General features: G+C 52.7%; 9 protein-coding genes. 8 read left to right on the forward strand and 1 reads right to left on the reverse strand.

Annotated elements, in window-relative coordinates:
• Positions 1 to 5: 5 nt before the first annotated feature.
• The 5 genes from G471_RS0109415 (at position 6) to G471_RS19390 (ending at position 8,987) form a co-directional block, all read left to right on the forward strand.
• Positions 6 to 1,985: a coiled-coil domain-containing protein gene (locus tag G471_RS0109415; RefSeq protein ID WP_028995128.1), complete on the forward strand. Its 1,980-nt coding sequence runs from the start codon at positions 6 to 8 to the stop codon at positions 1,983 to 1,985.
• A gap of 28 nt (positions 1,986 to 2,013) precedes the next feature.
• A complete protein-coding gene (locus tag G471_RS0109420) occupies positions 2,014 to 3,780 on the forward strand; it encodes a GmrSD restriction endonuclease domain-containing protein (RefSeq protein WP_028995129.1) in 1,767 nt (588 codons plus the stop codon).
• A 98-nt stretch (positions 3,781 to 3,878) separates the two neighbouring features.
• Positions 3,879 to 5,075: a HEPN-associated N-terminal domain-containing protein gene (locus G471_RS0109425; protein ID WP_028995130.1), complete on the forward strand. Its 1,197-nt coding sequence runs from the start codon at positions 3,879 to 3,881 to the stop codon at positions 5,073 to 5,075.
• 15 nt (positions 5,076 to 5,090) lie between these two features.
• Positions 5,091 to 6,236 (forward strand): HNH endonuclease, encoded by a 1,146-nt coding sequence (locus tag G471_RS19385; protein WP_081700196.1) that lies wholly within the window; start codon positions 5,091 to 5,093, stop codon positions 6,234 to 6,236.
• Between the two features lie 885 nt (positions 6,237 to 7,121).
• Positions 7,122 to 8,987 carry a site-specific integrase gene (locus tag G471_RS19390; RefSeq protein WP_211226414.1) on the forward strand — a complete coding sequence of 622 codons (1,866 nt, stop codon included), beginning with the start codon at positions 7,122 to 7,124 and terminating at the stop codon, positions 8,985 to 8,987.
• Between the two features lie 49 nt (positions 8,988 to 9,036).
• Here the strand turns inward: G471_RS19390 and G471_RS18755 are convergent, their stop codons facing one another.
• The gene (locus tag G471_RS18755; RefSeq protein ID WP_081700197.1) at positions 9,037 to 9,534 is read right to left on the reverse strand and encodes a helix-turn-helix domain-containing protein; all 498 of its coding nucleotides are present in this window, start codon (positions 9,532 to 9,534) and stop codon (positions 9,037 to 9,039) included.
• A 175-nt stretch (positions 9,535 to 9,709) separates the two neighbouring features.
• Between G471_RS18755 and G471_RS19095 the strand changes: the two genes are divergently transcribed.
• From G471_RS19095 to G471_RS0109440, 3 genes are all read left to right on the forward strand, one after another.
• Entirely contained in the window at positions 9,710 to 10,015 is a 306-nt protein-coding gene (locus G471_RS19095) for a hypothetical protein (RefSeq protein ID WP_157272490.1), read from the forward strand.
• Between the two features lie 390 nt (positions 10,016 to 10,405).
• Positions 10,406 to 11,491 carry a hypothetical protein gene (locus tag G471_RS0109435; protein ID WP_028995132.1) on the forward strand — a complete coding sequence of 362 codons (1,086 nt, stop codon included), beginning with the start codon at positions 10,406 to 10,408 and terminating at the stop codon, positions 11,489 to 11,491.
• Positions 11,492 to 11,521: 30 nt separating this feature from the next.
• Positions 11,522 to 12,301, forward strand: coding sequence for a hypothetical protein (locus G471_RS0109440; protein ID WP_043421365.1), 780 nt, complete (start codon positions 11,522 to 11,524; stop codon positions 12,299 to 12,301).
• Positions 12,302 to 12,305: the final 4 nt, after the last annotated feature.

Raw genomic sequence — 12,305 nt, forward strand, 5'->3', positions numbered from 1 at the left:
GCGTCATGGCGAGCTGGCTGTCTGGGTATCAGGCGACTCGGCGGTCGCCAAGGCTGTGGGTTGAAGATGTTTGGCTGCTTGAGTCGGTTGAACCATTGCTGGTTACTCGCAACCTGAAGTTTCGCCAAGGTTTGAATGTTGTTTGGGCGCGTGAGCCAGAAACGGACGATGCTTCCGGATTGGCCAGTGCAGGGCATGGCGTAGGGAAGACATCGCTGTGCTACCTGCTAAGGCATTGTCTGGGTGACGAGGCCCCTTCGATTACGGTCCTTTGCGATATGGCATCGGGAGCCTTCCCAAAAGGTGGCGTGGCGGCCAAGGTGCACCTTGATGGCACAACATGGGTGGTATTCCGGCCCTATGCTCGTTTTGGCCGCTCGCTTGCCGGGGTAGGTGAAAGCTTGGAGGCGTTATTTTCCGGGCAGTTGGCAGGTGGTTTTGCGGAGTACCAGGACGAGCTCCAGGCTGCGTTCCTTGGAAAGCTCCCCAACTCGACTTTGCCCGGTAGTGCCCAACCGCTTGAATGGCGCCATCTGCTTGCCTGGTGCATCAGGGACCAGAAGACGCGGTTCGATGCTTTTTTCCACTGGCGGGATGGTGATGGCTTGGGTTTTCGGCGGTCACGTCAGGACCCACCGTTATTCGTTCGCTCTGTGCTCGGCCTACACGACGCCCAAGTGGACCGTTTGATGCGCGAGGTGGACGTGCTGCAATCCGGCCTGTCCAAGCTTGAGGAGGAGCTTCCAGAGTTGGAGCGCCTGCCGGCACTGGAACTGACGCTGGCTGAACGTCGGTTGAGGATGCGGCTGGGGGCAACGGACGATGTCGCTGTCTTCAAGGATTTGGTCGACGCCTCATTGGAGCAATTGCTGGAGCTTCGGATTGCTCAGTTGGAACGGCAGTGTCGGCAAGCCGAGTCCGAAGCAGAAGAAGCTGAACTGACACTTGGGCGGGCATTGGCAAGCTACAACGAACTGGACCAGGCAGCCCGTTTTCTCGAACTCGAAGCGGGGATTGCGCAGTCGGTTCTGGATAACAACGAGGCCGTATTCAATCGACTTTCCCAGGAAGTAGATGAGCTCGAGCGCCTGGCGGGGCACTGCCGGCATGGAGACATCGACTTCTCGAGTTGTACGCATGTTATTCAGCGACGGTCCACGCAGAGTCTCTCCTGGCACCTTAGAAAGCAGGCGGCAGCGGCAAATTTGGCGAAGCATTCGGAAGAGCTTCGCAAAGCAAGGTCGATAGCAGCCTCGGCCAGAAGTGACGTCGTCGCCCAAGGGGTGGAAGTGACCAGGTGTCGTCAGGCAGCACGCAAATTTCAAATGCAGCTGGCTACAAACCAGAGCGATGCTGAGTCCATACGCAGCCAGTGGGACGAATTCGTCAAACTTTGGAAACGCTTGCAGAGCGGGGTCTGTTCAACGGAGCTGGAAACGGCGAAGAACCGTAAGGAGTGGGTCGAAAAAGACTTGGAAAAGAAGCAAGCTGAGCTCTTTATCGCACGGCAGCAGAGTTCTTCGCGCAGTGAATTCCTGAAGGTGCTGACCAAGACCGTGGCTTATCGGATGTTGGGCGAGGATGGGTTCGGCGTGTTCAAACCCGAATCGGACACGCAACCGTTCGAGCTCAGTGTCGGAGGAGAGGCCTACCAAGTTCTCGAAGTTCTCCTTGGGGACATCACGACCTTGCTGGATTCAGCTTTGTCGGATGTCGGCCTACACCCGGGCTTGATAGTGCACGACTGTCCTCGAGAGGCAGATATGAGCGAACGTCTCTATCGAGAATTCCTGTTGCTGGTTGGCGAGGCTGAGGCACAGCTGCGCACGGGAGACGAAGTTCCTTTCCAATATATCGTGACAACGACTTCCCCGCCGCCAGACTCGCTGAGCAAAGAGCCATATCTCGTCCTTGAATTACGCCCAGGTAATGAAGAGGACTCCTTGTTCAAGAGACGGCTTGCAACAAGACTGACCGGCATTTAGTACCGATGATTTCAGGGGGATAACAAAGATGAGCAGCACACTTTTCAAAAAGGTCGATTACAGCCTTGGCAAGTTAATACAGGACATTGCCATAGGAAGCCTTGGGCTGCCCGACATCCAGCGACCTTTCGTTTGGCCCAACGCCAAAGTACGTGACTTGTTTGACTCGATGTACAAAGGCTACCCGGTCGGCTATTTCCTGTTCTGGGAAACTGGAGCCGATGGTATCGGCAGCAAGGTAATTGGCGCCGAAACCAAGCAAAAAGCAGCGTCCTTGTTAATCGTGGATGGCCAGCAACGACTCACCTCGCTCTACGCCGTCGTGCACAAGGTGGCGGTATTGCGGGACAACGTCGAGCACGAGTTCATCCGCATCTCCTTCAATCCATTGAAGGGCGAATTTGTTGTTCCGGACGCGGCTACCGACAAGCAAGCGGAATTCATTCCCGATATTTCAGAGGTGTTCCTCAAGGATACATACGAGACGATTTCAGATTATCTGAGCCGGCTTCGTCTGGCCCGTGATGTGTCGAAGGACGAAGAGCACCTCATCGCCAAGGCCATCGGCCGGCTGGCGGGGCTGACCAACTATCCGTTCGTGGCGCTAGAGTTGACCCAGAGCGCAAATGAAGAACAGGTGGCCGATGTCTTTGTCCGCATCAACAGCGAGGGGAAGAAACTCAACCAATCAGACTTCATTCTGACCCTGATGTCGGTCTTTTGGGACCAGGGGCGAACTGACCTGGAGCATTTCAGCATTGGCACGCGTAAGCCGATACAGGGCAACGGTGCCAGCCCGTTCAATCCAATCTTCCAGCCCGAGCCTGACCAGTTGTTGCGGGTCAACGTGGGCGTCGCCTTCCGTCGAGGGCGTCTGGAGCATGTCTATTCCATCCTCCGCGGCAAGGACCTCCGCACAGGGGAGTTTAGCTCGGCACGCCGCGAAGCCCAATTTGCCGAGCTCAAGGAAGCCCAGGGCCGAGTCCTGAACCTGACCCACTGGGCCGATTTTCTGAACGTGGTCCGGGCGGCTGGCTACCGCCACTTACGGTACGTGAGTTCAGAGGGGGCGCTCATTTTCGCTTACCAGCTTTACCTTATTGGCCGTACCGAGTTTGGTGTCGAGCCGTTTGCCCTCAAGCAGACGGTCGCAAGATGGTTGTTCATGTCACTGCTGACTGGGCGCTACACCAGCTCGCCTGAATCACGTTATGAGACCGACCTCAAGCTGCTGCCCGATGGCAATGACCCCGTGGCTTTCGTCAAAGCGTTGCAGGGCGTCGAGCTGGCAACATTGACTGATGATTACTGGGCCAAGACGCTACCGCTGGAGCTTTCAACGTCAGCCAGCCGCGGCCCCAGCCTGTTTGCCTACTACGCGGCCTTAGTGTTATGCGACGCCAAGGCGCTGTTCTCCAAGGGCAAGGTCGCCGACCTGCTCGACCCGCCCGCTATCGGCAACAAGAAGCCGCTGGAGCGCCATCACCTGTTTCCGAAGCGCTATTTACACAAAATCGGCACCACCCAGTTGCGGGACACCAACCAGATTGCAAACTACGCCCTGGTCGAGTGGGACGACAACATTGCCATCTCCGACATCCCGCCGAAGGACTACTGGCCTAAGTACGCCAGTCGTTTTTCGGATGTGGAGCTCAAGGAAATGATGCATTGGCATGGGCTGCTGGAAGGCTGGCAAGAAATGAGCTACCAGGAATTTCTGGTTGCACGGCGTCCGTTGATTGCGAAGGTGATTCGTCAGGGGTATGAAAAACTGACTGGGACGGGGGGCGCGTGATTACCTTCAAGGTACTCGAAACTGCGTCACATACGAGTTTGGTAATTTTTTCCCAGCTGCGGCTAGCGCTGGAATCTTAAGGTAAGCAGAGAAGCTGAATGGGACAAAGCAAGCGTGAGTGGGAGGAGTACACCGAAAGGGGCTGGTCGCCTCCCGACAAGATGGTTTGCCCGGACTGCGTGGAGGATGATTTCCTCAAGGACCTCATTTGGCAGAGTGCTAGCGTATGCCAATGTGATTACTGTGGCACAGCTGCGGACAACCCTCACGCTGCGCCAGTCGAGGCCATCATGCCAGCGGTGGCATCGGCACTGAATTATTTTTATGCCGAGCCAAATCAGGCGGGGGTGCCTTACGACGAAGGCCTTGTGATTGACCCGATATACACATCCGATGCGTTGATGGGGATACCCTTTGATGCAAACGATGACCTTTTCGAGGATGTGGTGAACGCATTTTCGAATTCAGGATGGGTTTCGGCAGCTGAAGGCTATTGGATGGCCTCTCATCGCAATGAGGAATGGTCCTGGGCATGGCAAGATTTCGTTCAAAAGGTCAGACACCAAAGTCGTTACTTCTTCATGTCCTCAACGAGAGATACGAATGCACCCTACCCGTATGCACCGCTCGATGTTTTGGGACTTGTTGGCGAGATGGCTGGTCAGTTGGGCCTATTGGTCTCAATTCCTGAACGGACCAAGCTGCACAGAGTCCGGGAGCGGGTTGGCAACTCGGATTGGCCTGTTTGCGGAGAACAACTGGGCGCACCGCCCAATCATATGGCAAATGCCGGGCGAATGAATCCTGCGGGCATTTCCTACCTGTATTTGGCTAAAACGGAGAAAGGTGCGCTAGCGGAGGTGCTTCGCGGACCGCCGTGCCACGCCGTGGTGGGGGATTTTGATACGGTGCGCCCGCTGACGGTACTCGATTTGACTCGTCTGCCGCCACCACCATCGGTGTTCGATGAGTCGCAACGACGGAACCGGGAAGCGATTCTCTTCCTCGATGATTTTGTGGCGGATATTTGCCAGCCAGTTCAGAAGGATGGCCGGGAACACGTCAGTTACGTCCCTTCGCAGGTCGTCTCGGAGTTTTTTGCGCAGGTTTTCAAGACTACTGACGGTGAGCAATTAGACGGCATCGTGTACCCCAGCGCGATATCCCCGGGTAGCGTGAATCTGGCACTCTTCCCTCGGGACGATAGTGACCCATTCGGCCATGCCGTGAAATTTGTGAGAGGAACCGAGGTGTCATTGGATACCTGGGGCAAGTTTTCAAAAGCGATTGCGTGAATTCAGGAGAGAAAAATGAGTTCAACTATCGAAAGATTGATTGATGACGCCTTTGCAGGGCTCGGTTCGAAAAGCAGGCTAGCCAATGGTTACCGCTTGCAAGCGAATGGCAAGCAAACTGTTGCCGTCTATCTTTCAGGTAACGAATCAGGCAACGCGGTTGAAATTGGCTTGAATCCTGTTGCTTTGGCACCCTTGCTTGGCGCCGATGAGCCTGCCTTGCGGCGCTGGATTGCGGAACAGTCTGCTGTAACTGGCCGAATTCGAGCCCAGCGCGGACAACGTGGGGGGTATCCCGGTGTAGCATTTGGCAATACGCAGGAACTGCGGGCATTTCTGGCAGCGCTGACTGAGCTTAGAGGGGCCAAGGCTGCGGGCACTATTGCAGCAAAGCCGGTGGAGAGCGTCCGCATTGAAAAAGCGGCGCAAGACGCCGGCTTCGACCGCTCGGTGGAAACAGATGAGCAGTGGATGGTCTTTCGTTCGACTGCTTTTCCTTGCGCCGTGGGGGTTGCCTCATCGTCCATCGGCTATGCTGTGGTGGTCAGCGATGCCAATCTTGCTAGGCGAGTCGCCACCGAGTTTGGGCTAGAGGTATCCGAAGTGCCCGCACCATGGGCGGTATGCCTAAATGGGATTGCCGACTATCCGACCCTTCATTTGTTGTTCTGTCGTATTCCTGCCGTGAGCCGAACGCTGGCGGGCGAAGGGCTAAAATCTTTTGAGGAAAGCCGCCGCCTACCACCCGATTCAACGGAAGCCGCCCGGTTGGTCACGCAACGGGTTGGGCAGGATATATTCCGCGCTTCATTACTGGCGTACTGGGGGCAGCGGTGCGCAATCAGCGGGCTGGCGGTACCCGGGCTTCTCCGCGCCTCCCATATCAAACCCTGGGCTGACTGTGCCTCAGATGCTGAACGGCTCGATGTATACAATGGTTTGTTGCTAGCGCCGCACCTCGATGCATTATTCGATGGAGGCTGGGTGACCTTTATGAGTACAGGACAAATTCAAATCTCCGGAGAGCTAGATGCTGACAGTCGAGCACGCTTGGGTATTACCGGTACCGAAACCGTCCATGGATTGACTGAGCGGCATCAAGCTTACTTGGCATGGCATCGGGAGCATTGCTTCCGTCTGTTAACTCGAAATAACCCGTAAAGCTTTACGGAAATAGTCAGCGATTCATTCATGGTATTGAAAATACGATAACAGCGAAATGGCTTTATATATGGTTAAAGGAATTTCCCTTTAAAAGAGAAAGGAAAACCATTTTTTGGAAATTCCCTTTATCAAACACGTACTGGTTTAAATATCTGTCTACCGTGGCGGTGGTGGACGAGCCCAGCCCATCCCGTAAAGGGATTAGTCTGTGCCCGTCCAACACCGCCCAGAAAATCGAGTCGTATGGAGCCCGTCACCCGCAAGCCGTTCGGTTCGGGGCGCTAGCTTCGCCACCCCGTGCGTTGTCTCAAACCTCTCCCCCAGCACGCATATCCCCCGGTCGCTGACGTTATGTCCCCGTCCAACCGAGCGGTGAGAAGTTTTTGGATTCAATTTTCACTCGGACTCAGGTTGGCGAGAGCAAGCGAGAGACTGAACACAAAACACGACCCACTTGTTGTATAACGCAAATTTTTGTTTTCGAACAAAAACCCAAGATTGCGCAACCTTTGCCTTTGCTTAGCATATGCAGTGACGAGCATATGGGGCAAGACACAGTACCCACGTGTATTCGAAAATGAGAATTTTGGCCTTGCTGCCAGGCAGGGATGGTCTGTCCAGCTGGTGCCGGTATTTGTTGCGAAAATTGCACGAGATTCGAAAACTGCACTATACAGAAGGCGATGCAGGTTATTGCTCGCATTTTTTCCCCTGAGTGATACTTGCAATCATCGAGCCTTATTTTTTTAAAGGCGGACTACTGTGAGCGGCAAATTCCAAAGCAAATCAGCCGCTTACAAAATTAGCAAGTATTTGACTCCGTCGTCTATCACTGCCTCGCAGACGCGCACAGGGAACAAAGTGCGGGCGCGGAGAAGCCGAATGCCTGGGCCGTTCACTTATACATCGCTCATTGAAGAGCAAACACGACGCGTTCAATTGGAAAATCTAAACGAACAAACCGCTGCAAACAGAGCCACTGCCTTGAGAGGTTTTTTAAAAGCGAATCATCTTGGTATTGATGACGTCATCGGTGATGAAATGCGAATGAAATACCCTGAGGCGCTCGAAACGTATTTGAATGATTTGGTTGCACAGGGACGCTCTAATAAATCAATAACTAATACCCGCTCAGCTATGGCGCGTTGGCGAGAATCTGTAGTGGAGTACGACACACAACAGGCACTTAGCACAGGCGAAAACACACCGTTTTGCCAGGCCTTGCAAAGTTTACTGGAAGGCAAAGCAATTAAAACCGTTGCACGGGAAGCTGGGGTGCCACCAGATATGTTACGCGGATGGTGTCTTGGAAAAATACCAAGAAGCTCTAGTACTCGTTACATAATCAGACTTGAATCGCACTTCGGACTTGAAAGAAACACTCTCTTGTCATTAACTGGGGCTAAAGCTACCGAAGGAAAGGCTCAGCTTGGTGGCCCCCCTCGAAAGAACGAGTACAACGAAAAAGTTGCGCTGCTTGCAAAAACACCATATTTGGTTAAGCCCGAAGAAGACTCACTTCTCCGGTTGCAATGGCGCGAATATCTAGTTTACAAAACAGCAGCAGTGCCAAAGTTAAAGCGAACAAAGAAAGGAAAATGGCGATTTTCTCCTTGCCCTTTATCGCCGCCCACAGAGGCAAACTGGTTTGAGTTTTTGGATGGAAAGGAAATTGCATCAGCGCGAATGAACTGGTCTCGCACTGCTGGGTATCTGGGCTATCTGTCCACTCCCCTGGAAAATAACGGGATTGGACTCCCCGTAGCAGTTGCAATGAATTTTGCTTGGCTTGCCATTCCTGATTATTTGGAAAGCTATCTTGACTGGATGCATAGTCGTATGGGCAAACGCAATCGAAGCGTTAACCATTTTTTGGCGCTTATTGCTTCCTTGGTACGACCGCGATTTGGCTATCTCCGCCAAAAGCCAGAATTGCAGAAAACTCTACCAGAGGAATTTCATTCAGAACCCTGGGAGTCCATTTGTGACCGCCAACTGGAGCTGACTGAGTGCCTAGTGACGGCGTACGCCAGCGAAATAGAGGCGTCGCGTGACTCATTTGCTCCTATTCGCGAAATTGTTGAGATGGAGCAACCGCTCTACGCAATAGCGGACATGATTCAGCGAATGAAGGGGGATAGGCCAATTGGGCAGCCCCGGAGGGAGTCAATTTGGGCGCGCGACATTCTTCTTGTCAAATTGCTTGTATCGAATCCGCTACGCCGCCGCAACTTGGCTCATCTCACTTGGCGGGCCGATAACAGCGGCGATTTGTACCAGCGAGTTGACAAGTCCTGGTGGGTGCGTATTGCAAAGAATAAGTTTAAAAATAGAATGGGTGCAGCCGGTGATAATATATACGACTGTCAAGTCCACCCTTCAGCTTGGCTTGATATTGAACGTTATATATTTAAATATCGACCAACCTTGCTTCGCTCTCCAACTGACTTGGTTTTTCTCACAAAAAGCTCTCATGGGGTTTCTCACAGGCCATGGACTGGGTTGAGTGCGCGCGTTCAAGAACTGACGTCAAAATATTTGCCTCGCAGCTCTGGTATCGGAGCTCACGCGTTTCGGCATATTGTGGCGACGGCGATTTTAAAAGCAGATGGAGGGGATTATAAAACAGCAGCCTTAGTACTTAATGACCGAATTCAAACCGTGGAGCGTAACTACTCCGGGGTGCGTAGTAGCGATGGTGCTTCACGGATGGCCCGACTTTTGGAGGGGCCGTTTAGTAAGATGTAGCAATTATTTATCTTCGAAGGAGCCCCCCTGTGAAAATGGGGGGCTTCAGTTATTTTGCTCTATTTTCCTTAACCGTAAAGCGAGGTATCTCCGAGTTTTGGTAACTGCAATTATTTGGCGTTGGCAACAATCTAACATCGAAGCCTGTTTCGAATAGCTTTATTATCAGGACTTTTGCATTCTCCGGGATTTTATAAAGCTCATTTTTGGTTACGCCAATAGTTTGCGCCATTGTGCTCATCGCTACAAAATTTAGCGCTCTCTCAATGGTCAACGTTTCATCTTTTTGGCCAGGCATAAAGTCTTTCTGTTTTAGCACTTCTGCCAATACCAGACAATCAATTACTGGTAGCTTTAAGTAAGCTGCAATCGCGCGTAATGTTTCAATGTTAATGTGTCTTGTCTGCTTCTCGCCAGACAGAAGCTGCGAAACGTAGCTTTTGCTTATTCCAAGTATCTCTGAAAGCTTTGATTGAGAGATTGAAGCTTCGCCAATTTTTGCCGCGAGCAGCATTGCAAGCGCAGACCGATGGTTCTCTATGCTCATTTTTGCCCTTTACTTAGTGAACGAACATATGTCCGTTACACGTATAGTTTTATTAGGGCTTTTTGCACGCAATCCGCTGGAGTGGTTTGCTGCTGGCAAATAATAAACACCCCCGGTGTTTGCATTTGACTGTGTAGCGCCAGCCTTTAACCTTCGTGGATTTTTGGAGAAGGTAATGAGCTATTTTCAGTTAAAACACAACTGCCTGTACTGTGATGCTGCTTTTGTTGTATGCACCACGGAACCGGAGAATTACGTGCTTGATTGCACTTATTGCCCACTTTGCGGAAACAAGGGAACCAGCATTCGTTTCTTTGATATCGTCGCTGGCTGTGTTGATGATTTTGTGCCCGGGAATTCCGATATTGAGAGTTTCGGGCGATTCGTCGAGTTCGCCCAAAATGGCCAGTTTCGCGCTTATTCGCTCAAAGAAGAGGCGCGCCTGCAAATTGACGCAGGGCTTGAGCAAAACGGGGTTTGACGGTGGGAGGGCCACATCCGCCAAGGAAGTGCCCTCTTACCCTCCCGAAAATCTTTTGTTTTGGTTATTCAGGTAGAGCCGCCTCTTTAGCTGGGTTGGAGCACCAAGAGTAGGTCGTGAGGGGGATACCCACCAGAATGCCACTGTCGCCTCCATTGATGGGTATAGGCGGCTCAGCCAAAGGACCTGCTCTGGTTGCCAGCAGCTTGTAATCTTGGGAGATACGCAACCCCTCCGCTAATCGGCTTCAGGAAACCCAGCACGGCAAGCAGAGGGTGTTCGCAGCAAACCCATGCATACAATCGATATGCATGGCATTGACGTCTTTGTGCGCAGCCATGTATATTGTGCATATGTTCAGTATCCACATCATGAAGCCAAGAGGGCAAAATGCCTAAGAAGATATCCCCCCCGGAAATCACCGCCACCGAGCAGGCGGTCACCGCTCTGACTCCGCTTGTTCCTCTGGACTCATTCCACGACGACGTAACGAATGTGTTCCTGCACTACATTCGAAACATTGGGTGGCTGGTTGATGCAAAGACCGCTTGGTCCATTACCGGCGCGCCTGCACTTGAGCGGGATTCCGACCTTCTCCATCCGGAACTTCGTGCCTCCGACCTGGGGCTTACCTATTCGCACATCAAGGACACCGAATTCGCCAAGTCGATGCAACGGATGTATGACTACGCATATTTCGGTCAGCTTGATTTGAGTGGCGATACACTGACTTACGAATCTATTCACACCTGGATAACGGCTCTGGTACTTGATGTTGCAGGTGCTGTCGGCAACGAGTGGGACTCATATGGCCTAGACGTCGTTGATTGCGCCCGCCGGTGCGAGAAAGTCTGTGATACAGCCAATGCACGTCGAATCCTGGAAGGTCATGAAGCGTTTTACCTGTTCAGTTCGCAAGGCAAAGAGGATTTCTGCGACGAAAACATGCTGAACGTCAGGCAGGTCGCCTTGCTGAGTGGCATGGAAGAAATGAGCATCCGTGCAGCGGCAAATCCGAATCGTGCGAATCAATTGAAGCCTACCAAGACTGAATACGGCACTCGCTTTGAAAGCGCCGTCGTCAAAGAATGGCTTATCCAGAAGAAACGCTATGTGCCAATCACTCGATGCTACCGTGGAGGTGACATCAATCTTGAACAACGTCGCTTTACTAGCCGCGATGACTTGCTCTCCGCCCTAGAGTCTCGCTACACGAGGCTTGTCCTCGAACAGGGCTTTGAGAGTGTTGGGTCCCCCTTGGTTGAACTCGGAATTTTCTCGGAACTTAGTCCCGGGACTACTCGCATTTGCTTGCCACACGACCTATTCGACCACGAAGACATGACACGCGGTTTGGCACGGACTTTTGGACTGCCGGAGGAACTTCTCCTGCTTCGTGGGAAAGAGGCTTTGGCAGCTGAAAGCCTTCGCAACATTGAGCGGGCAATCAAAGACCTTTCTGCCCAACAAAAATAGTTTTTGCATTCCCAGGAGACCTTAAAAATCATGGAAAAGAGCCTCTTTCAACGCTTTGCTCCCGTCATCCGTTCCCTTTCCCCCGCAGAGCTGGTTGGTGCCCCCTCGCTCTACGACAAGCTGACCTTGGCCGAGCAGGGCGACCTCCGCGTTTGCTATGTTCCTTTTGAGTACATCAATCCCGAGGCTCGAGTCGTTATCGTTGGTATTACCCCCGGGCACACACAGATGCTGAACGCTCTGAAAGAGGCACGCCGTCAACTAGACCAGGGAGCTACGAATGAGGTTGTTCTGAAAGCAGCCAAGGCAACCGGTGCATTCAGTGGTACGATGCGCCCAAATTTGACCGGCCTTCTGGACGCTGTGGGTATTCACAAGTGGTTGGGCATCAGCAGTTGTACTGAGCTTTTTCAGTCGGCTGCTCACTTGGTGCAAACGACGTCGGTCCTGCGGAATCCTGTTTTCGTTAAGGGTGAGAACTATAACGGCACGCCTAACATGACGAAGAACGCGCTTTTGCAAAAGCAGCTGACAACCTACTTTGCCGAAGATGTGGCTGCACTGCCAAAAGCGGTTTTCGTTCCGCTCGGGGATAAGGTCGCTGAAGCGCTGCACTACCTGGCTACCCAAGGTTTGATGGACCGTTCTCGAATCTTGGATGGACTGCCGCATCCATCAGGTGCAAATGCTGAGCGCATCGCCTATTTCATGGGTCGGAAGCCGCGCCATGAACTATCTGTCAAAACGAATCCGGAAAAGCTGGATGAAGCCCGCACGGGGCTCCAAAAGCGCGTTCTGGCGTTGGCTTAAGGGG

The organism is Azonexus hydrophilus DSM 23864 (assembly GCF_000429605.1).
GTDB classification, from domain to species: Bacteria; Pseudomonadota; Gammaproteobacteria; order Burkholderiales; family Rhodocyclaceae; genus Azonexus; species Azonexus hydrophilus.

What these genes read in the sequence shown, in the direction of transcription:
- G471_RS0109415 (WP_028995128.1), top strand. Translation starts at nt 6, where the DNA reads ATGGCGAGCTGGCTGTCTGGGTATCAGGCGACTCGGCGGTCGCCAAGG.
- G471_RS19390 (WP_211226414.1), top strand. Translation starts at nt 7,122, where the DNA reads ATGCCTGGGCCGTTCACTTATACATCGCTCATTGAAGAGCAAACACGA.
- G471_RS19095 (WP_157272490.1), top strand. Translation starts at nt 9,710, where the DNA reads ATGAGCTATTTTCAGTTAAAACACAACTGCCTGTACTGTGATGCTGCT.
- G471_RS0109440 (WP_043421365.1), top strand. Translation starts at nt 11,522, where the DNA reads ATGGAAAAGAGCCTCTTTCAACGCTTTGCTCCCGTCATCCGTTCCCTT.
- G471_RS18755 (WP_081700197.1), bottom strand. Translation starts at nt 9,534, where the DNA reads ATGAGCATAGAGAACCATCGGTCTGCGCTTGCAATGCTGCTCGCGGCA.
- G471_RS0109420 (WP_028995129.1), top strand. Translation starts at nt 2,014, where the DNA reads ATGAGCAGCACACTTTTCAAAAAGGTCGATTACAGCCTTGGCAAGTTA.
- G471_RS19385 (WP_081700196.1), top strand. Translation starts at nt 5,091, where the DNA reads ATGAGTTCAACTATCGAAAGATTGATTGATGACGCCTTTGCAGGGCTC.
- G471_RS0109435 (WP_028995132.1), top strand. Translation starts at nt 10,406, where the DNA reads ATGCCTAAGAAGATATCCCCCCCGGAAATCACCGCCACCGAGCAGGCG.
- G471_RS0109425 (WP_028995130.1), top strand. Translation starts at nt 3,879, where the DNA reads ATGGGACAAAGCAAGCGTGAGTGGGAGGAGTACACCGAAAGGGGCTGG.